We start from the raw sequence: 26,324 nt of genomic DNA, 5'->3' as shown, positions 1-26,324 counted from the left end.
AGTTTCCTTGCCTTTTCTTTTGAACCCATGAATAAAATCCTAGCCTTCTTTTTTCTTCTGTCGTCTCTTACTTACAGTCAATCCAAATACCTAACCTTCTTCGAAAAAGGAAACGGAAATCAGTCCGCCACTTATAAGGAGGTCATTTCATTCTATCAATTGCTGGATAAGGATTTTGGTACAATCAAAATGCAAAAGATGGCCATCGAAGACAGTGGTAACCCATTGCATATGGTTACTTACAGTGCCGATGGAAAATTGGATTACAACAACAAGGAGAAAACGGTGGTGCTAATTGTCAATTCGATTCATGCCGGCGAACCCGATGGTGTTGATGCTTCGATGATGTTGTTCCGAGATTTGGCCACTGCTAAAGTTAAAGTGCCTAAAAATACTATTGTTGTAACCATTCCGGTTTACAATATTGGAGGATATCTGAATAGAAATTCAACATGGAGAACCAATCAAAACGGCCCGGAAGAATACGGTTTTAGAGGAAATGCAAGAAACTATGACCTGAACCGTGACATGATGAAGTCGGATACGAAGAATACAAAAGGTTTGGTGGAAATAATTCATAAAGTCAATCCGGATATCTTTATCGACAATCATGTAAGCAATGGTGCCGATTACCAGTATACGTTAACGTTTATTCAAACAGAGCCGTCAAAAATAGGGAAGGAGCTGGACAATTTCATGACACAACAAATCACACCGGCATTGGAAGCCGATTTGAAAGCAAAAGGTATTGAAAGTACTCCGTATGTAAACGTATGGAGCGGTACTCCGGACAAAGGGTTTGTGCAGTTTAATGATTCACCAAGATATACCACAGGATGTACTTCGCTGTTCAATGTTATTGGTTATGTGGTGGAAACGCATATGTGGAAAGACTATGACAAAAGGGTAAAAGCAACTTATGAATTCCTATCGAGTGTAATTCATTATGCCGATTCGAACGGAAAGTCGATTAAAGAGGCTCGAAAAGCAAATGCGAATTTATTCCAACCGAAAAGTGTCTATCCTTATTCGTGGACTATCGATTCTTCCAAAATGGTCAAACGTCGTTTTTTAGGTTACGAAGGAATAATCAAAAAAAGTGAGGTAACTACGGGCAACCGATTGTTTTACGACAGAAGTCAACCTTTCGACAAGCCAATCGATTTCTATTCGCATTATAAGGCAACAAAGAGTGTCATAATTCCTGAAGCGTATATCGTTCCAAAATCATGGTGGAACGTGATTGCGTTGTTGAAAGAAAACGGTTGCGAGTATTCGCTCTTAAAAAAAGATACTATACTAGAAGTGGGAAGTTACCGCATTGCCAATTATACGACAGCTACGCAAGCCTACGAAGGACATTACCCACATCGCAATACATCAGTGGTGAAAGTATCGGAAAAAGTATGTTTCGAGAAAGGAGATTATATCATCCCGACGCACCAAAAAGCAATAAAATACCTTATAGAAGCACTTGAGCCAGAAATGACAGATTCGTTCTTCAATTGGAATTTCTTCGATACGATTCTACAACAAAAAGAAGGCTACTCCGATTATTTATTTGAAGATTTGGCAGTAAAAATCCTTCAGGAAACCCCGATTCTTAAACAACAGTTCGATGAAAAATTGAAAACGGATAGTACTTTTGCCAAAAGTCCAGAAATGCAACTGGATTGGGTGCATAAAAATTCAGTGTACTATGAAAAAGCACATCTGCAATATCCGGTATATAGGGTAGAAAAATAAGTGCGGTTTAGGAACGTTGTAGTTTTTTTTCTTCTTCGAAAAGTAATTTGATGTTTTCGTACGAATTCTTCAAAGCGTCTTCTATTTGTGTCGGATTTAGCCAAGCAACTTGTTCGATGCCTTCTTCAGCTTGACCAACCGTAGTTCCGTCAAAGTCGGTATGCATCTCAAACCATTGTGTGATTTTGAGTTTGTACTTACCGTTTCGTTTAAAAATATGGTACGTTTTCTGCAGTTTGTTGGTGATTTTAAGTTGGTTTACACCGGTTTCTTCTTCCACTTCACGAATGGCAGCGTCTTCAATTTCTTCCGATTTGTTCAATCCACCTTTTGGTAAATCCCATTTTCCGTTGCGCAAAATGAATAAAACTTCCCCTTTTTTGTTATAAACTAATCCTCCACCAGCTTTGTTAACAGGGATTTTCTCCTTTAATTTTTTAATAATTTCCTTTTCGTCAGGATGGTACAAATAGGCTTTATTGATTTTATTCTGGAAGTAGCTTACAATAAGCTGTTCAATATCAATGCTTTCAAGTAAAAAAAACTTAAAATCAGTCTCTTTGACAATCTGATTTGTCAAGAAAAGAGGTTTGTCGTTTACAAAAACTTTATACATTTGCAGTATGATTTTTAATAAAGATACAGCTAGTAAAACTGCCGAATTGCTTTTACAAATAAATGCAATTAAATTGAATTCTAAAAATCCTTTTACATGGGCTTCAGGTTGGAAATCCCCAATCTACTGTGATAACAGGGTAATTTTGTCGTTTCCTGCCATAAGAAATTATATCAGAGACGAGTTTGCAAAGAATATTGAAAAACAATTCGGGAAGCCGGATGTTATTGCCGGAGTGGCGACAGGCGCCATTGGAATTGGTGTTTTGGTTGCCGAAGATTTAGGTTTACCGTTCGTGTATGTACGTCCGGAACCCAAAAAACACGGCCGTATGAACCAAGTGGAAGGTTTTTTGCAAAGAGGGCAAAATGTCGTGGTAGTGGAAGATTTGATCAGTACCGGAAACAGTAGTCTTTTAGCTGTAGAAGCTTTACGCAATGAAGGGGCAAACGTAAAAGGTATGGCTGCCATTTTTTCCTATGGATTCCAGGTGGCAGTAGATAATTTTAAAAATGCCAATGTAGATTTATTCACGTTGAGTAATTACGATAATTTATTGGATTTAGCGGTTGCCAAAGAATACATCACCGAAGCAGAACAGGATACGTTAAAAGAATGGCGTAAAAATCCTTCGGAATGGAGTGTTGAGGTATAGTTTTTGTAAAACACTATAGGAATTAAAAACATTTTTATAAGATGTAAAGTCTTTCTTTATGTCTTTCAATTAAATAATCTTACAAAAGAATGAATTTAGAAAGCCCAAAAGTATCGGTTTCAAAATCAGCTGAATACTTGTTCAACGAATTATCGCAAGTAAAAAACTTCGAAAAGTTAATGCCAGATAACATCGCTAAATTTGAAGTAATCGACGAAAATTGTTTCGAATTTGGTTTGAAAGGTATGCCTGAAATAAAATTGGTAAAAAAAGAATCGACTCCAAACTCTAAAATTGTATTAGGGGCAGCTTCAAGTAAATTACCATTTACGTTAACTGCTAACTTAACTGAAGAAGGTGCAGATACAACAGGTGTACAATTGTTTTTTGATGGCGAATTCAATGCAATGATGGCGATGATGATCAAAAATCCAATTACTAAATTCATCGAAACGTTGGCACAAAACATGACAAAGCTGTAAGTCAGCTCATAAAGATTTAAAGAAAACCCAAGTATTTGCTTGGGTTTTCTTTTTTAAAATAATAATTGCACTTCCTTTATTCCAAACTCACGAAACGAATCATCTTCTACTTGTACGACGAGTTTTCCGGTTGGAGTAACACCTCGGATGATTCCCATAAATTTGCCGCCTGATGCTTCTTCAAACGCCATGGGGACTCCTTTCTTGAATAAATTTTCTTCATACTGTTCCCAAAGCTGTTTGGATTGATTTTGACCAATACAATTGATTTGAAGTTGAATTTCCATTACGATGGTTTCTAAAATTTCATCGAGGTCAAATTCAGTGTTTGTGATGTTTTTTAACGAGGAAGCTTTGGGTAAATTATCGAAATTAGTTTGATTGACATTCAATCCAATCCCAACAATTGATTCAATTGAACCGTTACTTTTAATCAAATTTTCAATCAATATGCCAGCAATTTTTTTATTGTCTGCCATTATGTCGTTAGGCCATTTGATTGAAATTGAAGGAATTTTAAACTTTTTTAATGCCTTGGTTATTCCTAAAGCTACCGAAATATTAAGGGCAAAAATACCTTCAATGTTACTTAAAGTATTTTTGATTAAGATACTGGTTGTTAGGTTTTTATTAGTCTCTGTGTGCCATGTAGCGCCATGTTGTCCTTTTCCTTTTGTCTGTGATTTGGCAGTGACAACAGTGAAGTTTTCTAGGGCTTGATCTTGTGACAGTCCTTTTAAAAAATCATTGGTTGAATCTATGGCATCGAGTTTGATTAATTTCATGTGTCAAATTTTGGAACTTTGTCAAGAAAGCACATTTGCATTTTGTCTTCAAAATAAAGACAAAAATCAATAACTTTGTGCAAAATATTTATAAGAATTAAATGGCGAAAAAAGATGTAAACAATGATATTTTATTAGCAAATATCATTAAGGGAATTGAAGACGTAAAAGGAAATGATATAGATATTCTTGATTTAAGAGAATTAGAGAATACGGTTTGCGATTATTTTGTAATTTGTAATGGTAACTCCAACACACAAGTGAATGCAATCGTTAATTCAATTCAGAAAGTAGTTTCAAAAGAACTTAAAGACAAACCATGGCATGTAGAAGGAACTGACAATGGCGAATGGGTATTAATGGACTACGTTCATATTGTGGTTCATGTTTTTCAAAAGCATATTAGGGAATACTATAACATAGAAAGTCTTTGGGGTGATGCGAAAATCACAACAATTGAAAACAAATATTAATCAAAAATAGCTATGTCAAAAGAAACAAAGCAAAATAATTTTAAACCTAATCCATGGTGGATTTATGGCATTATAGGAGTCATCTTTTTTGCTATATGGATTTCAGGACAATCTCGTTGGGTTGAACCTTCTAAAACAACCATTTCTAAATTCAACGAGTTTTTGGATGCCGGACAGGTAGATAAAGTCGTTGTTTATAATAAAAAATCGGCAGAAGTTTTTCTAAAACCTGGAGCTTTAGCTCTAAAAGGTCATGAAAAATTACCCAAAAATAATTGGTTAGGAAAAACGAATTCGGGACCACACTATACCTTGGAAATTGGTAATGATGAAATTTTTCAAAAAAGATTGGAAGATGCTCAAAAAGGAAGAAAATTAGCAAGTTACGATTACAAGACGTCAAGTGATTTTGCAGACGTACTGTTTAATTTTCTACCCATAATTATTTTAATTGGTTTCTGGTTTTTCATGATGCGTCGTATGTCTGGTGGTGGTGCCGGAGGTGGCGGTGGTCAGATTTTTAGCATTGGAAAGTCAAGAGCGAAGCTTTTCGATGAAAAGAACGATGTAAAAACTACATTTAAAGACGTAGCTGGTCTAGAAGGGGCTAAAGAAGAGATTCAAGAAATCGTTGAGTTTCTTAAAAATCCAAAAAAATATACTGATTTAGGAGGAAAAATACCTAAAGGTGCTTTATTAGTTGGTCCTCCGGGAACAGGTAAAACGTTACTAGCGAAAGCTGTTGCTGGAGAAGCACAAGTGCCTTTCTTTTCTTTGTCAGGTTCTGATTTCGTAGAAATGTTTGTTGGGGTAGGAGCATCTCGTGTTCGTGACTTATTCAAACAAGCGAAAGAAAAATCACCTGCCATTATCTTTATTGACGAGATTGATGCGGTGGGACGTGCCCGTGGAAAGAATAATTTCTCAGGTTCTAATGATGAGCGTGAAAATACATTGAATCAATTACTGACCGAAATGGATGGTTTCGGAACCGATACCAGTGTAATTGTCTTGGCAGCTACAAACAGAGCGGATGTATTGGATAAAGCATTGATGCGTGCCGGTCGTTTTGACAGACAGATCTATGTTGATTTGCCGGATATTCGCGAACGTAAAGAAATTTTCGAAGTGCATTTGGCACCGCTTAAAAAAGTAGAAAACTTAGATACTGACTTTTTGGCTAAACAAACACCTGGTTTTTCAGGAGCAGATATTGCCAATGTTTGTAACGAAGCAGCATTAATTGCAGCTAGAAATAATAAGGTTGCTGTAGATAAACAAGATTTCCTTGATGCTGTTGACCGTATTGTAGGAGGTTTAGAAAAGAAAAATAAAATAATCACTCCAGAGGAAAAAAGAGCAATCGCAATTCACGAAGCAGGACATGCGACGGTAAGTTGGATGTTGGAACATGCTGCACCACTTGTAAAAGTGACTATTGTGCCTCGTGGGCAAAGTTTGGGAGCTGCTTGGTATTTGCCAGAAGAGCGTCAAATAGTACGTCCTAATCAAATGTTGGATGAAATGTGTGCAACCATGGGTGGTCGTGCTGCTGAAAAGGTAATTTTTGACAATATATCTACAGGTGCTTTGAGTGATTTGGAGAAAGTAACCAAACAAGCAAGAGCCATGGTTACCGTGTATGGTTTGAATGAAAAATTAGGAAATATTACCTATTACGATTCATCAGGGCAAACAGATTACAATTTCTCAAAACCGTATTCTGAAGAAACTGCACGTACTATTGATCAAGAAATATCACTAATTATTGAAGCACAATACCAAAGAGCTATCAAGCTTCTGCAGGAAAATAGAGGTAAGTTAGAGCAACTTGCGGATATTTTAATCGAGAAAGAAGTGATTTTCAAAGACGATTTAGAAAACATATTTGGCAAAAGACCTTTCGAAAAAGAAATTTTCGGAGAATAATTGTTAAAAACTTCGTTAATAAAAACAGTAAAAATCTTAATCTAATCGGAAAATTAGGTTAAGATTTTTTTATCTTTGATTGATGAATCAAAGAGTTCGCACATTTTAAAGCAATAGATGAGTATTTTCAGAAAAATATTTGGCACTAGCAGTGACGCTTCCAGTGAAGCAAATGATAACGATTATAATCCTTTTCAAGATGTAAACGCGCAACTTCCAGTGGATGAGCAGTTCACTCATAATTTTAAGAAGAACGGTGGAAAGTTTTTGTACTGTGAAAATATTGCCGAGCTCAATGAACAATTTGAAAATATCATGGAAGAGAATGATTGGTTTGAGTCTGAAGCATTATGCATCGAACCACGTTTGTTCAAGATGCTGGAGGATAATAATATCTCGTATCAAAATGCAACCAATCCAAAATTTCTTCTTACTTGTTGTGAAAGCTTAGTGGCGGAAGAAGGTTCGATTATGTTTTCTTCTTCTCAAATCAAACAAAAAAAGGTAGCAGAATTACCATTAAACATCATTGTAGTTGCTTCAACCAGTCAAATCGTATTGGGCAAAAGTGATGGATTGAGAGAAATTAAAAAACGCTATACTACAGATTATCCAACCAACATTACTAGCATAAAATATTTCGAGGAAACCAAAGAAGAAGACTTTTTGCATTACGGAAGTTCTCCAAAGAATTTATACCTTTTACTACTTGAGGATCTGTAAAATGAATGAAACTGTAATACGTTCATTATCCGGTTTAGTTTATATTGTACTATTAATATCAGCTACCCTTTTTTCAAGAGAATCTTTTTTAATCCTCTTCGGTTTATTCATGTTACAAACCGTGAATGAATTTACTGGTCTTGTCAAATTACCCAAAGTATTAGCTATACTTGCTTCTGCAATTATTTTTATTAATTTTTCAGTTTTTTCTTCCCCGCAATGGATTGATTTAGCATTGGTTCTTATCGCTGTGATGACGATGGTTTTATTGACTTTTTGGCTTTTTTCTAAAAACCAAAAACCATTTGGCCAGTCTAAGTGGGCAACATTGATGGGATATATTGTATTTTCATTTATTTGTATAACAAAATTACCTGTTGTAGGAGGTTATTTCATACCTTCAATAATTATTGGTATCTTTATATTGATTTGGACAAACGATACATTTGCCTATGTTGTAGGGAAATCTTTAGGAAAGCATAAGCTATTCGAGAGAATATCGCCCAAAAAAACAATTGAAGGTTTTGCAGGCGGAATGTTTTTTGCCATTGTGGCAGGAATAATTATCAGTCAGTATTATGTAACCTCTTTTTCCTTTTTTATTTGGATTGGAATTGCAATCATTGTTAGTGTTTTTGGGACCATAGGAGATTTAGTGGAATCGAAGTTCAAACGTTTGGCCAATGTTAAAGATAGTGGAAATATTATGCCGGGTCACGGAGGTATATACGATAGATTGGATAGTATTATATTTGTAGCTCCATTTGTTTTTTTATTATTTAAAATTTTAGAATATGTTTCATAAAGAAGGTTATAAAATCATCTTGATTGCCACAATCAGTTTTGTTGTGGGATTGTTATTGGTAGATAAATTAGTAGAAGTATCATGGTTGCGTTTGGCTTTACATCTGGTGCTACTTTTTTTCTTTATTATGATCTTGCAGTTCTTCAGAAATCCAAACCGTACCATAGCGGCAAATGATAATCAAATCGTTGCGCCAGTGGATGGTAAAGTGGTTGTAATTGAGGAAGTTTTTGAGCCGGAATATTTCAAGGATAAAAGACTACAGGTTTCCATCTTTATGTCGCCAATAAATGTACACGTAACTCGTTATGCAGTTTCGGGATTGGTGAAATACAGTAAATATCATCCTGGGAAATACCTTGTGGCCTGGCATCCGAAAGCGAGTACCGAAAATGAAAGAACAACAGTAGTGATTGAAAATAAAGTCTTTGGTGAAATCATGTATCGTCAAATTGCGGGTGCATTAGCAAAACGCATTGTCAATTATGCTGAAGAAGGCACGAATGTAGTTCAAGGAACTGATGCAGGATTTATCAAGTTCGGTTCAAGAGTAGATATTTATTTGCCAATCGGTACTAAAGTAAATGTGAAATTACAAGAGAAGGCAGTTGGTAATCAAACGATCATTGCACTTGCATAATTTATGTCTGAAAAAGATTTAGATAGTCAATTTAAAGAAGCTTTTGAAATAGCTTCTAATATGGAGCAAGATTCGCTTCCACAAGATATTATGCTTCGTTTGTACGCTTTTTATAAGCAAGCGGCTTTCGGAAATATCGGAAGTATCAATTACTCTACACATGATGTTGTCGATGCTTTTAAGTTGAATGCATGGATGCAAGTTAGTCATTTGTCTGAAGACGAAGCAAAACAAGCTTATATAGATTTAATTGAGGAAATCACTCGAAAAAAATGAATAAGAAACAATTAGTTATTTTTCCTTTATTAGCTTCTACGATTTTTTCATGTAAGAAAGATACTCTAGTAGAAGTTGTAGATGTACCGGCAACTCCAATAGTTGCAGTAGAGCAAAAAGGAGGTAAGCCAAGCGATTTAAAAGCAAATGAAGGAGCTTTTCAATTGTTTGAATTACCATTTGATTACAAAGCCTTAGAGCCTTATTTTGATGCAACAACTACAGAATTGCATTATTCAAAGCATTTGCTTCCTTATGTGAACGCTTTAAATAAAGTAGTTGTAGGTACGAAGTATGAGGTATTGGAATTGGAACCGATTTTAAAGAATCTCAATTTTTCAGATGCTGAAGTCCGTAACAATGCTGGTGCGGTTTACAATCATAATTTTTTCTTTGAAGGTATTGCGCCAAAAGCAGGTGGAGAACCGGAAGGGGATTTGCTAGAAGCTATCAATCGTGATTTTGGTTCTTTTGAAGAATTTGTACGTCAGTTTTCAGAGACTTCTGTTAAGTTGAATGGTTCCGGATGGACTTGGTTGTTATCGGACAAGTACGGCCGTTTACGCATCATCACTACACCCAATAATGATGCGCCGCAAATGAAAGGGTTAGGAATAGTAGGAGTGCCTTTATTGAATTTAGATGTTTGGGAACATGCCTACTATTTGAAATTTCAAAACAAAAAAAGAGAGTATGCCAATACTTTTTTTAGTGTTGTAAATTGGGATAAAGTAGAACAGCGTTACGGCGCATTTGCAAAATCATCTGCACCGGTATATCAAGAACCAGTAGCAACGGAAACAGTGACTCCTACAACTACCGAAACGGTTCCGGTTGAAAAACCAAAACCAGTTGAAGAATAAAACAAAAGATATAAATAAAAAAAGAGCTCCAATTGGAGCTCTTTTTTTGTCTTATGATGTTTTATGTTATACGGTTTCTTTTTTGGCTTTGAAGATTAAATAGATGCCTACAATTACAAATGGGATACTTAACCATTGTCCGGTGGTAAGTAAATTGAACATTTTCATTTCTTCAAATCCGCCTTGGCTTTCTTTTACTGATTCTACTAAAATGCGGATAGAGAACAAAGTAACTAAGAAAGTTCCAAATAGTAAGCCAGTTTTCTTGCGTGCATCGGTTTTCCAATACATGAACATTAAAAGAGCAAATACAAAAACATAACCCACAGCCTCATACATTTGAGCTGGATGTCTGAAAGGAATCGCATTTAAGGTATCTATGAAGCGGGGATCATTCTGAATCAGATCATACGCTTTATCTATATCGTTGGTTTTTGTGATAAAATTTGGACTTTGATCTTCCCAAAATTCAGTTTCACGAACAAATTTTACTGCATAGAAGTGATCTCCTGAAGTTACCGGCCCGTAAATTTCGGAATTGAAAAAGTTACCTAAACGAACAAATATGGCGCCTGAAGCAACCGGAATAACAATTCGGTCTAAAATCCATAAATAAGAACGTTTTAAAATACGTGTTTTGTATAAATACATGGCAATGATTACTGCTATTGCCGCACCATGACTGGCTAATCCCTGGAAGCCTGAAAATTTAAATTCCGGAACAAAATGAAAAGGTAAAAAGACACTTAACGGATCGGTTGTAAACAATTCAGGTTGGTAAAAAATTACATGTCCTAAACGAGCTCCCAATAATATGGAAACCACCATGTATACAAATAGAGAATCTAGTTTTTCTTGAGGTTCTTCTTCACGTTTGAAGATGGGTGCCATTAAATACCAGCCTAATGCAAAAGCAATAACAAACATTAAACTGTAAAAACGAAGGGTAAAAGAGCCTATTTGTATTCCTTCCGAAGGATTCCAAACAAAGGATAAAAAGTGAGTCATAGTTTTTTATATCGATTGATTCAAAAATAGTATTTAAAAAAGGACTAAGCAAGATTTTTTTTGTACGGTTTTATGGCTGTTTTTTTATGGGACTGGGTCGTAACCGCTTCCTCCCCAAGGGTGACATCTTCCAATTCTTTTCAACCCTAAAAATAAACCGTAAAAAGGGCCGTGTTTTTTCAAAGCCTCAATCATATAGCTAGAGCAGGTGGGTTGGTACCGGCAGGCAGCTGGCATAAGCGGAGATAGTATGTATTGATAAAACCGGACTAAGAATATAAGAGGGAATACTAAAATTTTTTTCAGCATTGGATATGAAATTGATTTGATGCTAAGTTGAGAAAAATATAGATTCCGACATAACTTACCGTGCACTTTTTTAGGATTAAAATAAATGGTTCTGTTTTCCCTCTTTTTTATTCAGTGCTAAAAGCGCATAAGTCTATAAGGCGTATTTGAATCCCATTGTAATTTCGTCTTCCACTATACTCAGAGTATACTTACACTACACTTATATACTAGTTATAGTACACTTATATACTACTTATATAGCACTTTACTATGGATAAACTATGGATGAACTATTGGGGATGCCTTATATATGGGGCTTTTTGATTCGTCTTTTCCAAGAATTGAGCACTATTTCATGTCTATTTTCGGCAAAAAGTGACAAAAAACGGCAAAAAGCGACCAAAACGGCATTGGTAATAAAGATTGGCTTGAAATTTGGAGTAAAATCTTACATTTCATTTCGAAACAAGAAAACAATGGCTAAAGCAAAAGGGATACTACAGGTAGAAGGGCAGTTAGGTGATTTGGTTTTTTACAAGATGGGAGGAGAGCGTTTTGTGCGGCGTAAAGACCTTCACAGGAAGCAACGCATTGCTCATTCCCCGAAATTTGAGCGTACACGAGAGAACAATACTGAATTTGGGCAGTGCAGCAGTGCAGGAAAGTTGGTACGCAATGCATTGGCTCCTTTATTGATTAAAGCCAAAGACACCCAATTGGCCGGAAGAATGTTAGGTGTTATGAGTCGGATCAAAGATATGGATACCAATTCCCCGCGTGGTTTACGAAAAGTATCGGAAGGTTTGAAAACAGATCAAGGGAAAGCGCTTATCAGCGGTTTTGATTTTAATAGCCATGCGCGTTTGGGTGAGGTGTTGCAAAGTAACTGGCAATTGGACCGTCAAGCAGGGATATTACGCATTCCTGATTTTACTCCGGACAAGCAATTGCGTTTCCCGAAAGGAGCGACCCATGCTGTTTTTTTGTTAGCTGTTCTAGATGTAGATTTTGCGAGCCGTGAATATACAGTCACTTATAGTTTACCGGTTACCGTTCCAAAACGGTCTACACCCATCAATTTATTTCTAACCCCCGAAAGCCTGCCTGATGGGAGCGGTATGTTGTTTAGTGTGTTGGCTATTTCGTTTTTCCAGGAGATGAATGAAACCACCTATAGGCTGCATAGTGAAAAAAGCAATGTTTTATCTGTGTTGGAAGTGTTGTGATGATTTGCTAAGGAATAATCAGTTCTATACAATAACCGGATATGTAATAAAAAACCCGCCATTAAGCGGGTTTCTATATTAAAACGTAAATGTAGTTCCTTCTTTTCCGTCTTTCAGGACAATGTCCAGTGCGGCTAACTGATCTCTGATTTCATCAGATAACGCCCAGTTTTTATTGGCACGAGCTTCATTACGCATGCCAATTAGCATTTCGATAACGCCACTCAATTTATCAGAGTTGTTGGCTATTTCCGCTTCATTTCTGATACCTAATATGTCAAAGACAAAAAGCTGTAGTGTGGCTTTTAGTGTTGCTAAATCTGCTTCCGTAATGGTTTCCTTCTTGTCGTTAATTAAATTAATGTAACGAATACCTTCAAACAACTGTGCAATTAAAATTGGCGTATTGAAATCATCGTTCATAGCATTATAGCACGATTGTTTCCATGTAGTAATGTCTACACTAGATGTAGTGCTGGTTGCTAATGAATCAATTAATTTAATTCCTTCCATTAAGCGGATGAATCCTTTTTCGCTCGCTACCATTGCTTCGTTGGAAATGTCCAATACGCTTCGGTAATGTGCTTGCATAAAGCAGAAACGAACAATGCTAGGGCTGAATGCTTTTTCGAAGAAATCATTGTCGCCATTCAGCAATTCCATTGGTAGAATGAAATTTCCGGTAGATTTGCTCATACGCAATCCGTTCATGGTAAGCATGTTGGTATGCATCCAGTATTTTACGGGAGTTACACCGTTGCGTGCTTTCCCTTGTGCGATTTCACATTCATGATGCGGGAATTTCAAATCCATTCCGCCGCCATGAATATCAAAAGTTTCACCTAAATATTTAGTACTCATTGCGGTACACTCTAGGTGCCAACCTGGAAATCCTTCACCCCAAGGTGAGTTCCAGCGCATGATATGAGCCGGAGAAGCACTTTTCCATAACGCGAAATCCTGAGGGTTTTTCTTCTCATTCTGACCGTCTAAGTCTCTTGTGTTGGCAAACAACTCATCAATATTGCGATTGCTTAGTTCGCCATAATTCATGCCTCTTTTGTTGTATTCTTGTACATCAAAATAGACGGAGCCATTGCTTACATAGGCAAATCCATCTTCAATTAACTTTTGTGTCAATTCAATTTGTTCAATGATATGGCCTGTTGCAGTGGGTTCGATATTGGGAGGTAGGAAATTGAATACATCCAAAACCTTATGAAAGTAAACAGTGTATTTCTGTACCACTTCCATTGGTTCTAATTTTTCTAAACGGGTTTGTTTAACGAAACGATCATTTTCCACGTTCCCATCATCCGTTAAATGTCCTGCGTCAGTGATATTTCTTACATAGCGTACATTATAGCCTAGATGTAAAAAATAACGGTAGATCATATCAAAACTCATAAATGTACGAACGTTACCCAAGTGAACATGACTGTAAACGGTTGGACCACATACATACATACCAATATTACCTTCGTGTAATGGAGTGAAAGTTTCTTTTTCACCCGAAATCGTATTGTAAACTTGCAATGAATGAGTTTGATATAAGGCCATTTTTTAATTTGTTTTTTAGGAGCACAACACTCAGTTTTTGGAAGATGCTCGGTCCTGCTATCCGCTATATCTTCAAAATGGCCATTTTTCAATGACCATTTTAAAGGATGCCGCTGCTATCAGGGCTATGTTTTAAAATTTAGTGTCTAATTTGATATAATCTAAGAATTCTTTTCTTGTTGCTTCGTTTTTGAATTTACCTCCAAATTCAGAAGTAACGGTGCTACTTTCGATATCTTTGATACCTCTTGAATTCACGCACAAGTGTTTTGCGTCAATTACACAAGCAACATCTTCTGTTCCTAATACACGTTGCATCTCTTGTACAATTTGCATGGTTAAACGTTCTTGTACTTGCGGACGTTTTGCGTAATAATCAACGATGCGGTTCATTTTAGATAAACCGATTACGTTACCATTAGAGATATAGGCAACATGAGCTCTACCTATAATAGGTAATAAATGATGCTCGCAAGTAGAATACACTACAATGTTTTTTTCTACAAGCATTTCATTGTATTTGTAATGATTTTGAAAAGTAGAAGAGCCAGGTTTCTTATTAGGATGTAACCCGCCAAATATTTCTTTTACAAACATTTTTGCCACACGGTTAGGAGTTCCGCTTAAGCTATCATCAGTTAAATCCATTCCAAGAGTAATCAAAATGCTTTCCACATCTTTTTTAATCAATGCAATTTTTTCGTCATCGGTTTTGTCAAATGCGTCCTTACGTAAAGGATTGGTTGCACTTGTTGCTATATGGTTATTTCCAATTTCTTCTTGAAAATCTTCGTTATGAGCCATTCTATTATTTCTCGTATTTACAATTATGAGGCAAATATACGTATTATATTGAATTTATGGAATGAGATTATTTCTTAAAAAAAATCTAAAAAAAAACCGTGTATGGTTAAAAAATTGCTAAATTTCGACGTTTTTTACAAAATAAATAGAACTAAATTATGAAAATAAAACTACTTGTGCTGTTTTTATCAATTGTATGGGGGAATTCCTTTGGTCAAAATGCACCTACTGTTTATGTTAATACGGTACCACCATTACCTGTCTGTGCACCTGGTGATGCAACAACTCTTCAAGCAGATTTTCTTCAAACCTACGCTACTAATACCAATAATTATACGGTAACGTCCATTCCGTTTGCCCCGGCGTATTCATTTACAAGTGGTGAAGAGATTACTACTACTAATAATGATGATGTTTGGTCTAGATTGTATGAGTTGCCTTTTCCATTTTGTTTTTATGGTGTAAATTATACACATATTCTGATTGGATCGAATGGTATTATAAGTTTTAATATACATCCATCTGTTGTTCCAGGGGGTATACCTGGTGGAACGGAGTTGCCAAATTCTACAGATGTTAGCTCTACACATAGTGGTTGCGACTGGTCATTTTCTTCAACTTTGCCAACAACCAATCCAACAACATTTCGAGAAAAAAATGCTATTTATGGGGTGTATCAAGATACTGATATCAGAACCCCTCCAGTAACTAATCCTGCAGTACAAAGAGTACGATTTTATACAACAGGTACCTATCCCAACAGAGCTTTTGTTGCGAACTTTAACGAATTACCTCAATTTAGTTGTGGCTCAGGGGTTGGTTTGCAAACATCACAAATCATTTTATATGAAACAACCAATACCATTGATGTTTTAGTGAAAAATAGAACTCCTTGTACAGGATGGCAGAGTGGAGTTGGTGTTATAGGTGTTATGAATCAGTCAGGTACTTTGGCAGCAATTCCTCCGGGAAGAAACACTGGAGCTTGGAGTGCTACGAATGAGGCATGGCGTTTTACACCATCAGCAGCAGGGGGATCAAATGTGTCTATTGAATGGTTCAATGGCGCTACTTCTTTAGGCCCTGGAGTTAGCGGTGGAACAGGTATTAATAATCTTACGGTGAACGTTAGTGGACCTACAACCTACACTGCAGTGGCTACCTATACCCGATGCGATGGTACACAAGTTGTAATTCAGGATGATGTTTCGGTAGATGTTGAAGGACCACTACCTACAAGAGACCCACAGAATATCGTTCAGTGTGGTACACCTCCATTCAACATCAATCAAAATGTTTACATGTTGAATGGCTATCCAGCAGCTGATTTTGTTTTTAAATATTATGTGGACAATGCGGGTGCTCCTGGAACACAGATTCCAAATGCTTCTTTAAGTGCTTATGTTCCTGTTTCTCCTACATACCCTCAAACGATTTGGGTTGAAGTGATCGATCAGAATACAACAGGTTGTTCTAATTTTAGATCGTTTACCATTGATTTGGTAGCATCACCTAGTGGGACTTTTTCTTACGCTGATCCTTTTTGTGATAGTGTAAGTACACCACAAAACCCAACATTGAATGCCTTAACATCTAATGGTACTTTTTCGGCAACTCCTGCTGGTTTAATAATTGATCCGACATCTGGAGCAATAACTCCGGAAGGTAGCACACCCGGTACCTATACAGTAAGTTATTTTATAGCAGCTTCTGGAACATGTCCTTCTTATTCAGCGCCTTCAGTTAGTGTTACTATCAATCCTGGACCGGTTTTAGTCATTACAGATCCTGCAGCAGTATGTGAACCAGCAACTGTTGATATTACAGCTCCGGCAGTAACGGCAGGTAGTACTGTAGGCGGTACTTTGAGTTATTGGACCGATGTAGCGGCAACAAACGCATTAACGAATCCGAATGCTGTGGCAACAAGTGGTACTTACTATATTATGAGTACTGTAGGTGCATGTTCGGATATCGAACCTGTAACCGTTACAATAAATCCATCACCATCGTTAGTGATTACCAATCCGGCAGCAGTTTGTGCGCCAACTACAGTTGATTTAACCGATACAGCGGTAACAACTGGAAGCACCGGTGGAGGTACATTGAGTTATTGGACAGATGCTGCGGCAACTTCACCATTAGCTAACCCTAATGCCGTGGCAACAAGTGGAACGTATTATATTATGAGTACATTGGGATCTTGTACAGATATTGAACCGGTAACTGTAACAATAAATCCTACTCCTTCTTTAGTAATTACCAATCCGGCAGCAGTTTGTGCGCCAACTACAGTTGATTTAACGGCAGCGGCAGTGACGGTGGGTAGTACAGGTAGTGGTACATTAAGTTACTGGACCGATGCAGCGGCAACTGCACCATTAGCAAGTCCAAATGCAGTAGCAACAAGTGGTACTTACTATATTATGAGTACTGTAGGAACCTGTTCGGATATCGAAGCGGTAACCGTTACAATAAATCCAACACCTTCTTTAGTGATTACCAATCCAGCAGCAGTTTGTGTACCAGCAACTGTTGATTTGACAGCGGCAGCGGTTACAACTGGAAGCACGGGTAGTGGTACATTAAGTTATTGGACTGACGCTGCGGCAACTACACCATTGACTAACCCTAATGCAGTAGCTACAAGTGGTACATATTATATTATGAGTACAGTGGGTTCGTGTACGGATATTGAACCGGTAACGGTTACAGTAAGTCCAAGTCCGGTATTGGTAATTACCAATCCAGCAGCCGTTTGTGCACCATCAACGATTGATTTGACGGCAGCAGCAGTGACGGCGGGCAGTACAGGTAGCGGTACATTAAGTTATTGGACCGATGCAGCGGCAACTGCACCATTAGCAAGTCCAAATGCAGTAGCAACAAGTGGTACTTACTATATTATGAGTACTGTAGGAACCTGTTCGGATATCGAAGCGGTAACCGTTACAATAAATCCAACACCATCGTTAGTGATTACCAATCCGGCAGCAGTTTGTGTTCCTGCAACCGTTGATTTGACAGCTGCAGCGGTTACAACTGGAAGCACGGGTAGTGGTACATTAAGTTATTGGACCGATGCTACGGCAACTACACCATTGGCTAACCCTAATGCAGTGGCAATAAGTGGTACGTATTATATTATGAGTACTTTGGGTACGTGTACGGATATTGAACCGGTAACGGTTACAGTAAGTCCAAGTCCGGTATTGGTAATTACCAATCCGGCAGCAGTTTGTGAACCATCAACAGTGGATTTGACCGCAGCAGCAGTAACAGCTGGCAGTACAGGAAGCGGTACTTTGACGTATTGGACCAATGCTGCAGCTACAACTGCATTGGCAACTCCTAGTGCAGTGGCAATAGGTGGAACGTATTATATTAAGAGTACAGTGGGAACCTGTTCGGATATCGAATCGGTAACCGTAACTGTAAATCCAACACCATCGTTAGTGATTACTAATCCGGCAGCTGTTTGTGTACCAGCGACCGTTGATTTGACAGCGGCAGCAGTTACAACAGGCAGTACGGGTAGTGGTACATTAAGTTATTGGACCGATGCTACGGCAACTACACCATTGGTTAACCCTAATGCAGTAGCAACAAGTGGAACGTATTATATTAGAAGTACAGTAGGATCTTGTACAGATATTGAACCGGTAACGGTTACAGTAAGTCCAAGTCCGGTATTGGTGATTACAAATCCGGCAGCCGTTTGTGCTCCATCAACGATTGATTTGACGGCAGCAGCAGTAACGGCAGGTAGTACAGGTAGCGGTACATTAAGTTACTGGACCAATGCTGCAGCTACAACTGCATTGGCAAGTCCTAATGCGGTGGCAACAAGTGGAACATATTATATTAAGAGTACAGTGGGAACCTGTTCGGATATCGAAGCGGTAACAGTAACAGTTAATCCAACACCATCTTTAGTGATCACTAATCCGGCAGCTGTTTGTGTACCAGCGACCGTTGATTTGACAGCCTTGGCAGTTACAGCAGGTAGCACGGGTAATGGTACTTTAAGTTATTGGACAGATGCTGCGGCAACTACACCATTGGCTAACCCTAATGCAGTAGCAACAAGTGGAACGTATTATATTAGAAGTGCAGTAGGATCTTGTACAGATATTGAACCGGTAACGGTTACAGTAAGTCCAAGTCCGGTATTGGTCATTACGAATCCAGCAGCGGTTTGTGAACCATCAACAGTGGATTTGACCGCAGCAGCAGTAACAGCTGGCAGTACAGGAAGCGGTACTTTGACGTATTGGACCAATGCTGCAGCTACAACTGCATTGGCAACTCCTAGTGCAGTGGCAATAGGTGGAACGTATTATATTAAGAGTACAGTGGGAACCTGTTCGGATATTAAACCAGTAACTGTAACTATAAATGCAATTCCTGTAGTATCGTTAGACGGCGGTTATGTGTGTGTTGATAGTGCAACTGGAACAGTTCTAAGTACATTGTTATTGGATTCACAATTAAGTGCTACTGATTATACATTTGTTTGGAAAGACGATCAAAATAATACTGTTGGAACTCAAAGTACATATTTAGCAACTGCACCGGGTACCTACAGTTTGGTAGCAACGACAATAGCAGCACCATTTTGTTCAACGGCAAGTGCATCGGCAACAGTTCAGACTTCATCGTCGCCTGAAAGTTTAGCATTTGTGACTTCTAATTATTTTGCAGAAACATTATCAATAGAAGTGATTGCCAGTCCAACCGGGAATTATGAGTATCAGTTAGACAACGGACAATACCAATCTAGTAACGTATTTACAGGAGTAACACCTGGTGCGCATATTGTTAGTGTAAGAGATATTCACAATGTATGTAGTCCAATTACCGGTCAAGTTGATTTAGTGGATTTTCCAAGATATTTTACACCAAACGGAGATGGTATTCACGATGTGTGGAATATAGGATTTCTAAATTCTCAATCTAATTCCAAAATTGAGATTTTTGATAGAATGGGTAAATTATTGAAAGTAATATATCCATCAGGACAAGGTTGGGATGGAACTTATTTGGATCAGCCATTGCCTTCGACAGATTATTGGTTTGTTGTTCATTATGAAGAAAATGCACAACAAAAAGTATTCAGAGGACATTTCGCAATGAAGAGATAATGAAGTAACAAAAAAAGGCTTTCGATTTCGAAAGCCTTTTTTTATTTAGTAATGTGAAAATTATCCTTTATAAGCTTTTAAGGCTTCACCTAAAATTTGAACCGATTTAATTAAATCTTCTTTTTTCAAAACGTAGGCAATACGCACTTCATTTTTACCCATTCCAGGAGTTGAATAGAATCCTGCGGCAGGAGCTACCATAACCGTTTCTTTGTTGAAGTCGAATGACTCTAATAACCATTGCGCAAAATCATCAGCATCAGCTACAGGTAGTTGTGCAATACAATAAAATGCGCCTTTTGGTGTAGCAATTTTCACACCTGGGATTTTATTCATTTCACGAATTAAAGTGTCGCGACGGTCTCTGTATTCGTCGATTACTTCGTCAAAGTAACTTTGCGGTGTATCTAAAGCAGCTTCGCTAGCAATTTGTTCGTAGGTTGGAGGAGATAAACGTGCCTGCGCAAATTTCATTGCTGTAGCCATTACTTCTTTGTTTTTGGAAACAATGCAACCAATACGAGCACCACACATACTGTAACGTTTCGAAACCGAATCAATCATAATAGCATTTTCTTCGATTCCAGGAACATCCATAACAGAATAGTGTTTGGCACCTTCGTCATACACAAATTCACGGTAAACTTCATCAGCAATTAGGAATAAATCGTGTTTTTTTACCAATTCAGCCAATTGTTGTATTTCAGTTTCAGAGTATAAATAACCGGTTGGATTTCCGGGATTACAAATAAGGATCGCTTTGGTTTTAGGAGTGATTAACTTTTCAAAATCTGCAATTGGGGGTAATGCAAAACCGGTTTCAATTCCAGAAATTACTGGAATTACACTAACTCCCGATGCTGTTGCAAATCCGTTGTAATTAGCATAAAAGGGTTCAGGAATAATGATTTCATCACCAGCATCCATTGTACTACCCATAGCGAATAATAGCGCTTCACTTCCTCCGGTTGTAACGATAATATCTTCTTTATGGATTGGCAATCCTATTTTTTGATAGCTCAATGCTAGTTTTGTTCTGTAACTTTCAAATCCTGCCGAATGGCTGTATTCTAAAACTTTGATATCATTGTTTTTAATCGCTTCTAAAGCTACTTCAGGAGTTTTGATATCAGGTTGACCAATGTTTAGGTGGTATACTTTGTGACCTTTTTTCTTTGCTGTTTCAGCATATGGAACCAATTTTCTGATTGGTGATTCAGGCATGTGTTGGCCCTTGTTTGATATTTTAGGCATAATTAAAAAGTTTGGTGATGCAAATTTGCAACATTTTATCCAAATAAAAAGGCTTATAACGGGTTGATTTGTTAAAAAATAGATGCCAAATTGCTGTTGGTAGCTAAGATGGTTACAATCCTGAAATCATTTCTTACACTTGAATAAAAAAATATGAAAGATACGTTTTTGCTAAGATTTGGAATGGCAGTAGTGATGTTTATGCACAGCGTTCCATCTATCGTTTCTGGGGATGTGATTGCTTTTGGGATTGAATATTTGTCTCCCAAAGGGTTTGGGTTTTTGGGATTACCTGTAGCCATAGCCGTTAAATTAATCCATTTGTTTTCAATTTATACTTTATTGGTAAATAAACATTTAAAACCTACGGCGATTTTGAATATCCTAGTGTTGATTTCTGGTATTGTTATGGTACATGCTTGGGAAGGTTGGTATGTTGTTGGAGGAGGTAGAAATGGGATTGAATTTAATTTTATTTTGATTTTTGTGTTCCTGTCTTTTTGGTTCCCGAAAGGTATTTTTAGAAAAGAAATGTGATTATTTGGAGTAATTCGTAGACCACAAACGTTTGTTTGTAGATATTTTTCTACTTTTAAAAGATATAATCATGATTTTCGTATTAATGAAAAACAAAGTCTCATCTCATCTTATTTTTTGGATATTATATTTTATCTATCAAGTTAATTCGGAGTATGCTTACTTGAGTACCTATCTTCCTCAACATTTACGGACTGATTGGTTGGATGTGCTCAATTTTTCGGTTATTTCGATACTGGTGTTTGACTTGTCGATCGTACCTTGTTTTTATTGTTTATTAGCAATCATAGATTCTGAAAAAGCTTTTTTTAGATCTGTTGTAGTTAAGGTAGTAGCGGTTATTTTATGTATTGCTTTTTTTGTAATCACTTTCCGCGTTTCCTGTCACTATTTTGTTTATGAGGTAATATATAGAGTCAAAGAAGATGTGGATAGTTTTTCATTGTTTGGTATTTTCAATGCTTTGATGAATATTGGTTTTGGTGCTTCATTGGCTTTGGGTTTTGAAAAGTTCCGTCAACATTTGGTCATGAAAAATGAATTGAGTGAATTAAAATCGGAAAAATTGCAAACCGAATTGAAGTTTCTGAAAGCACAGATTAATCCTCATTTTTTATTCAATACCTTAAATAATATTTATGGTTTGGCAATTAAAAAATCGGATGAAACACCGGATATTATTTTGAAGTTATCCAAAATTATGCGGTATAATATTTTTGAATCGGCAAAAGATACTGTTCCAATTGAGAAAGATATAGAAAACATACAAGATTTTATTTCCATTCAGAAAATAAGACATAAAGAGCTGAATTTGCAATTTATTCATGAAGTTGATCAGCCTTTTAAAGAAATTTCGCCGTTGATTTTATTACAGTTTGTTGAAAACGCATTCAAATATGGAGCTTCGGAGAGCATTTCAGATGCGTTCATCACTATTAAATTGCAATTAAAAGACAATCTATTGCATTATGAGGTTTCCAATTCGACTGACGAACGAAATAGGACAGACTCTACAAAAATCGGATTACAGAATATCAATAGGCAGTTGGAATTACTTTACCCTAAAAAGTACAATCTTGAAACCAAGAAAGAGAATAATATCTATTCGGTTTCTCTAAAAATTGATTTTAACAAATGAAACAGCATTCAAGAAAATACAGATGTTTGATTGTGGAAGATGAACCTATTGCCGCAGAAATTGTTGCATCATTTATAGCTAGGGATGAAGAGCTGAAATTGGTTGAAATTTGTTCCGATGCAATACACGCTCATTCGGTTTTAAAAAATGAAACCGTTGATTTATTGTTTCTGGATCTTCATTTACCCATTTTGAAAGGATTCGATTTTTTAAGAAAATTAACAGATCCACCTGCAGTAATTGTGACTACGGCATATCATGACTATGCTTTGGAAGGTTATGATTTAGATGTTGTTGATTACTTATTGAAACCTATTCCTTATGATCGCTTTGTTAAATCGGTTCAAAAATTTAAGCATTTTTTGAAAGCTGAAGAGGCCTTGATCGAGCATAGTGAGCGTAATTACATTTTGATGCATGTGGGTAAACGTCAGTTTAAAATTTTTTCTGATGATATCTTTTTCATAGAAAGTTTCAGAGAGTATATTGTTATTCATACCAAAACAGAAGATGTTAAAATCAAAATGCCAATAAGTAAAATTGAAGACATTTTGGATAAAAATAAATTCAAAAGGGTGCATAAATCTTTTATTGTCTCAATAGATAAAATTGAAGTTTATGCTGCGAATGAGTTAGTTGTGAATGGTGTGAAAATTCCTGTTGGGCGAACTTACAAAGAATCTGAAAATAAAAACATTAACTTTTCATAAAGAAAATCCTACCTAGGGAATTTGTAACTTTATAGAGAAGGTTCAATCATCAATCCAACATTTTAATGAAAAAAATTTACCTCATAATCGTGTTTTTGAACGCGTTTAACTTTTCTTTTTCTCAGGAAGGGTTTCGATTTAATTCTGAGAAAAAGAAAATCATAATCCCGTTCAAAATCAGTAATAATCTAATCATTATTCCTGTAAATATTAATGGGGCTGAATTAAGTTTTTTGTTAGATACCGGAGTTGATAATACGATTTTATTTAGCCTTGAAGAGACAGATTCAATTACTTTCAATAATGTAAGGAAAATAAAAATGCGCGGATTAGGTAATGGAGAACCTATTGATGCTTTGTATTCTAAAACGAATACGTTGAAAATTAAGGAGTTTGAAGATTCAAATCATGATGTATTTATAATTTTGGATCAAGGAATCAATTTTTCTTCACAGATAGGTATTCCTGTCCATGGTATCATTGGATATGAGTTTTTTAAGAATCATCTTGTAGAAGTGAATTACAAAGCCAAAAAAATTACTATTTATAAAGAAAGTTCAGGTTTTTCTGAAAAAAGAAAGAAAGCTTATGATGTTTTACCTTTGGATATCGAAATGAAAAAACCGTATCTCAACGCTCAGGTAACATTAAATGGAAAAGAAATTAATACTCGATTGTTAGTAGATTCTGGAGGTAGCGATGCTATTTGGCTTTTTGAAAATAAGGAAAATAACATTGTTTCTCCAGAAAATTATTTTGATGATTTTTTAGGAAACGGTTTTAGTGGAGAAATTTTCGGTAAAAGATCTCGGGTAGAAAAAATCAAATTGGGAACCAGTGTTATCGATAATGCAACAATATCCTTTCCGAATCAAGAATCGATTCGACATGTAAACATGGGATCAGGAAGAAATGGCTCTATTGGTTCAGAAATACTTAAGCGATACCATGTATTGTTTGATTATGCTAATGGTACGATTTATCTTAAAAAGAATCTTGATTTCAAGGAACCTTTCAACTATAATATGAGTGGATTGGAGATTGGACACATTGGTCTTCATTGGGTTAAAGAGCAGACGGTGTTTAGAGCAAATTTGGTTCCTGCGAATGTTATAAATGTTGACTTAAGAGATGCTTCTCCAATAAGTTTTAAGTATCAGTTTTCATTAAAACCAAAATATGAAATTACTAAGATAAGACCTAATTCTCCCGCAGAACAAGCAGGTTTTCAAAAAGGAGATATTATTGTTAATATCAACGGACATTATGCTTATCAATATAAATTGGAAGAAATTGTAGAGATTTTGCGTTCCGAAGAAGGTAAAATGATTCGTCTCGAAGTCGATAGGAAAGGAGTTATAGTAAAAGGTAAATTTCAGCTTCAAAAAATATTATAATTGTTTGGTAATCATTTGGTTATTTTGATTGTCATAGCTTTTTTTTAAAACAATTTTCAAAGCTTGCTTTGTTTGAAGTATTTTTCTTACATTTATAAAAAAATGTAATGCCACTTCCACAACTAGGACTTTCAATGTCTATAACAGATAATCCCGGTTCACCTTTATATGCCGGGGTAGGAGAGAGAGAGAAAATGAGTGAATTCGATTCTGCTCTTACAAAACACACCATAACTATTGTCATAACCGATGAAGAATCAGGGTTGGTTACAGTAAAATTGCATAAAAACAATAAAGTATCCGAACTCGAATTGATGACTTATAAAATGAGTGTTACTGATGATAAAACGAATGAAACCACATTTTATCAGGTCACCAGAGATACTTTATTATTGAAGGAATTGACAACTAAAAGTATTGGACGTTTTTCACTTTTTGGTCTGGAATGGTTTAAAAAACAAATTACACGTCTACCTTCTATTTCCTATGAACCGTTAAAGGTAAATATCGAACATTTTGAGGTATCTAGATACCGTACCCTTAAAGAGAATTATCTAGCCTATACCTTAAAAAAAGGGGATGCGGTAGCCAATCTTGTAGCAGGTGAAATTCCGGAAACTCTTTTTACTACTTCGAAAAGGGACAATTTCTTTTGTGTGATTGATAACAGTAATGGACAACGATTTATTGGAGATATTCGCTACCGAGAAAAGTTCATTAAAACAATTCCAAATGTTGAAATTCAAGTTATGAAACGAAATAAAAGCATTAAGGAGTTTGAATTGGATAAAAGTGGAAAAATTAATAAGATAATTTACCTGTAAGATGTACGGAATATATTATAAAACACCAATTAGTTTTAAGGATTTGATTGGGAAGAAAGAGATTGAAAAAACGAATATCGAACATTCAATAGCACAATTTATAAATCTTGTGGCCACTTCGTCATTTGGTGAATGCAAATTTGATGAAACATTCGGATGTAAAATTTGGGAGATGGATTTTGACTTGCTTTCAGATCAAAATACATTAAAAGATAAAATCAGAGATGCCCTCAAAAATGCAGTGAAACAACATGAGTATAGATTAGAATTGACCGAAATTGAAGTGTCTATCACAGAAGCCAAAGCTGCTTCTTATAATCATAATCTCAGAATGAAAAAAAAGATCAATATTGTGATAAAAGGGCATGTGAAAAAAACCAATAGACCGTTTAATTTTTATGGCTACTTTTTCGTAGGACCGCTTTCTTATATTTAAAA

At 36.3% G+C, this 26,324-nt stretch carries 25 protein-coding genes; 18 read left to right on the top strand and 7 right to left on the bottom strand.

From position 1 onward, the window contains the following. The first annotated feature begins 27 nt into the window (after positions 1 to 27). Positions 28 to 1,746, top strand: a complete 1,719-nt coding sequence (locus ACS8MM_RS04785; protein ID WP_379713620.1) for a M14 family metallopeptidase — start codon at positions 28 to 30, stop codon at positions 1,744 to 1,746. 7 nt (positions 1,747 to 1,753) lie between these two features. Here the strand turns inward: ACS8MM_RS04785 and ACS8MM_RS04780 are convergent, their stop codons facing one another. After that, the gene (locus ACS8MM_RS04780) at positions 1,754 to 2,362 is read right to left on the bottom strand and encodes an NUDIX hydrolase (RefSeq protein ID WP_379713618.1); all 609 of its coding nucleotides are present in this window, start codon (positions 2,360 to 2,362) and stop codon (positions 1,754 to 1,756) included. Between the two features lie 7 nt (positions 2,363 to 2,369). On the opposite strand from ACS8MM_RS04780, the gene pyrE reads away from it, so the two are divergent. Together pyrE and ACS8MM_RS04770 are read left to right on the top strand one after the other, a co-directional pair. Continuing rightward, complete coding sequence (pyrE, locus tag ACS8MM_RS04775) at positions 2,370 to 3,017, top strand: orotate phosphoribosyltransferase (RefSeq protein WP_379713616.1); 648 nt, start codon at positions 2,370 to 2,372, stop codon at positions 3,015 to 3,017. A gap of 89 nt (positions 3,018 to 3,106) precedes the next feature. Then, positions 3,107 to 3,499: an SRPBCC family protein gene (locus ACS8MM_RS04770; protein ID WP_379713614.1), complete on the top strand. Its 393-nt coding sequence runs from the start codon at positions 3,107 to 3,109 to the stop codon at positions 3,497 to 3,499. 53 nt (positions 3,500 to 3,552) lie between these two features. Here ACS8MM_RS04770 and ACS8MM_RS04765 read toward each other — a convergent pair whose 3' ends face one another. Beyond that, positions 3,553 to 4,284: a biotin--[acetyl-CoA-carboxylase] ligase gene (locus ACS8MM_RS04765; protein WP_379713612.1), complete on the bottom strand. Its 732-nt coding sequence runs from the start codon at positions 4,282 to 4,284 to the stop codon at positions 3,553 to 3,555. Positions 4,285 to 4,385: 101 nt separating this feature from the next. On the opposite strand from ACS8MM_RS04765, the gene rsfS reads away from it, so the two are divergent. The 7 genes from rsfS (at position 4,386) to ACS8MM_RS04730 (ending at position 9,993) form a co-directional block, all read left to right on the top strand. After that, positions 4,386 to 4,757, top strand: a complete 372-nt coding sequence (rsfS, locus tag ACS8MM_RS04760; protein WP_379713610.1) for a ribosome silencing factor — start codon at positions 4,386 to 4,388, stop codon at positions 4,755 to 4,757. 12 nt (positions 4,758 to 4,769) lie between these two features. Beyond that, positions 4,770 to 6,686 carry an ATP-dependent zinc metalloprotease FtsH gene (ftsH, locus tag ACS8MM_RS04755; protein ID WP_379713608.1) on the top strand — a complete coding sequence of 639 codons (1,917 nt, stop codon included), beginning with the start codon at positions 4,770 to 4,772 and terminating at the stop codon, positions 6,684 to 6,686. Positions 6,687 to 6,803: 117 nt separating this feature from the next. Then, entirely contained in the window at positions 6,804 to 7,409 is a 606-nt protein-coding gene (locus ACS8MM_RS04750) for an LUD domain-containing protein (protein WP_379713606.1), read from the top strand. Position 7,410: 1 nt separating this feature from the next. Further along, positions 7,411 to 8,214, top strand: a complete 804-nt coding sequence (locus ACS8MM_RS04745; protein WP_379713604.1) for a phosphatidate cytidylyltransferase — start codon at positions 7,411 to 7,413, stop codon at positions 8,212 to 8,214. After that, on the top strand, positions 8,204 to 8,854 hold the full coding sequence (locus ACS8MM_RS04740) for a phosphatidylserine decarboxylase family protein (RefSeq protein ID WP_379713602.1): 651 nt from the start codon (positions 8,204 to 8,206) through the stop codon (positions 8,852 to 8,854). Before ACS8MM_RS04745 ends, ACS8MM_RS04740 begins: the two co-directional genes overlap by 11 nt. Positions 8,855 to 8,857: 3 nt before the next feature. After that, positions 8,858 to 9,130, top strand: a complete 273-nt coding sequence (locus tag ACS8MM_RS04735; RefSeq protein WP_379713600.1) for an acyl-CoA-binding protein — start codon at positions 8,858 to 8,860, stop codon at positions 9,128 to 9,130. Continuing rightward, on the top strand, positions 9,127 to 9,993 hold the full coding sequence (locus ACS8MM_RS04730; RefSeq protein ID WP_379713598.1) for a superoxide dismutase: 867 nt from the start codon (positions 9,127 to 9,129) through the stop codon (positions 9,991 to 9,993). The genes ACS8MM_RS04735 and ACS8MM_RS04730 overlap by 4 nt, the downstream gene beginning before the upstream one ends. 66 nt (positions 9,994 to 10,059) lie before the next feature. On the opposite strand, the gene lgt is transcribed toward ACS8MM_RS04730, so the two are convergent. Together lgt and yidD are read right to left on the bottom strand one after the other, a co-directional pair. Further along, on the bottom strand, positions 10,060 to 11,001 hold the full coding sequence (lgt, locus tag ACS8MM_RS04725; protein ID WP_379713596.1) for a prolipoprotein diacylglyceryl transferase: 942 nt from the start codon (positions 10,999 to 11,001) through the stop codon (positions 10,060 to 10,062). Between the two features lie 84 nt (positions 11,002 to 11,085). Next, positions 11,086 to 11,310: a membrane protein insertion efficiency factor YidD gene (gene yidD, locus ACS8MM_RS04720; RefSeq protein WP_379713594.1), complete on the bottom strand. Its 225-nt coding sequence runs from the start codon at positions 11,308 to 11,310 to the stop codon at positions 11,086 to 11,088. A 410-nt stretch (positions 11,311 to 11,720) separates the two neighbouring features. Here yidD and ACS8MM_RS04715 point away from each other — a divergent pair, with 410 nt between their 5' ends. Then, complete coding sequence (locus ACS8MM_RS04715; RefSeq protein WP_379713592.1) at positions 11,721 to 12,518, top strand: hypothetical protein; 798 nt, start codon at positions 11,721 to 11,723, stop codon at positions 12,516 to 12,518. Positions 12,519 to 12,596: 78 nt separating this feature from the next. Here ACS8MM_RS04715 and cysS read toward each other — a convergent pair whose 3' ends face one another. Together cysS and folE are read right to left on the bottom strand one after the other, a co-directional pair. Next, positions 12,597 to 14,078, bottom strand: a complete 1,482-nt coding sequence (gene cysS / locus ACS8MM_RS04710; RefSeq protein WP_379713590.1) for a cysteine--tRNA ligase — start codon at positions 14,076 to 14,078, stop codon at positions 12,597 to 12,599. Positions 14,079 to 14,210: 132 nt separating this feature from the next. Next, positions 14,211 to 14,882 (bottom strand): GTP cyclohydrolase I FolE, encoded by a 672-nt coding sequence (gene folE, locus ACS8MM_RS04705; protein ID WP_379713588.1) that lies wholly within the window; start codon positions 14,880 to 14,882, stop codon positions 14,211 to 14,213. 158 nt (positions 14,883 to 15,040) lie between these two features. Here folE and ACS8MM_RS04700 point away from each other — a divergent pair, with 158 nt between their 5' ends. Continuing rightward, positions 15,041 to 20,026: a T9SS type B sorting domain-containing protein gene (locus ACS8MM_RS04700; RefSeq protein WP_379713586.1), complete on the top strand. Its 4,986-nt coding sequence runs from the start codon at positions 15,041 to 15,043 to the stop codon at positions 20,024 to 20,026. 60 nt (positions 20,027 to 20,086) lie between these two features. Here ACS8MM_RS04700 and ACS8MM_RS04695 read toward each other — a convergent pair whose 3' ends face one another. After that, complete coding sequence (locus ACS8MM_RS04695) at positions 20,087 to 21,280, bottom strand: pyridoxal phosphate-dependent aminotransferase (RefSeq protein ID WP_379713584.1); 1,194 nt, start codon at positions 21,278 to 21,280, stop codon at positions 20,087 to 20,089. A 153-nt stretch (positions 21,281 to 21,433) separates the two neighbouring features. On the opposite strand from ACS8MM_RS04695, the gene ACS8MM_RS04690 reads away from it, so the two are divergent. From ACS8MM_RS04690 to ACS8MM_RS04665, 6 genes are all read left to right on the top strand, one after another. Then, positions 21,434 to 21,817, top strand: a complete 384-nt coding sequence (locus ACS8MM_RS04690; protein WP_379713582.1) for a DoxX family protein — start codon at positions 21,434 to 21,436, stop codon at positions 21,815 to 21,817. Between the two features lie 70 nt (positions 21,818 to 21,887). After that, positions 21,888 to 22,955: a sensor histidine kinase gene (locus ACS8MM_RS04685; RefSeq protein ID WP_379713580.1), complete on the top strand. Its 1,068-nt coding sequence runs from the start codon at positions 21,888 to 21,890 to the stop codon at positions 22,953 to 22,955. After that, the gene (locus ACS8MM_RS04680; RefSeq protein ID WP_379713578.1) at positions 22,952 to 23,665 is read left to right on the top strand and encodes a LytR/AlgR family response regulator transcription factor; all 714 of its coding nucleotides are present in this window, start codon (positions 22,952 to 22,954) and stop codon (positions 23,663 to 23,665) included. The genes ACS8MM_RS04685 and ACS8MM_RS04680 overlap by 4 nt, the downstream gene beginning before the upstream one ends. A 65-nt stretch (positions 23,666 to 23,730) precedes the next feature. After that, a complete protein-coding gene (locus tag ACS8MM_RS04675; RefSeq protein WP_379713576.1) occupies positions 23,731 to 25,062 on the top strand; it encodes a retropepsin-like aspartic protease in 1,332 nt (443 codons plus the stop codon). 134 nt (positions 25,063 to 25,196) lie between these two features. Next, positions 25,197 to 25,886: a hypothetical protein gene (locus ACS8MM_RS04670; RefSeq protein WP_379713574.1), complete on the top strand. Its 690-nt coding sequence runs from the start codon at positions 25,197 to 25,199 to the stop codon at positions 25,884 to 25,886. A gap of 1 nt (position 25,887) precedes the next feature. After that, a complete protein-coding gene (locus ACS8MM_RS04665; RefSeq protein WP_379713572.1) occupies positions 25,888 to 26,322 on the top strand; it encodes a GPW/gp25 family protein in 435 nt (144 codons plus the stop codon). Positions 26,323 to 26,324: the final 2 nt, after the last annotated feature.

Source organism: Flavobacterium sp. MAHUQ-57, assembly GCF_051908335.1.
Classification (GTDB): domain Bacteria; phylum Bacteroidota; class Bacteroidia; order Flavobacteriales; family Flavobacteriaceae; genus Flavobacterium.
This window is presented reverse-complemented; position numbering and strand designations above follow the sequence as displayed.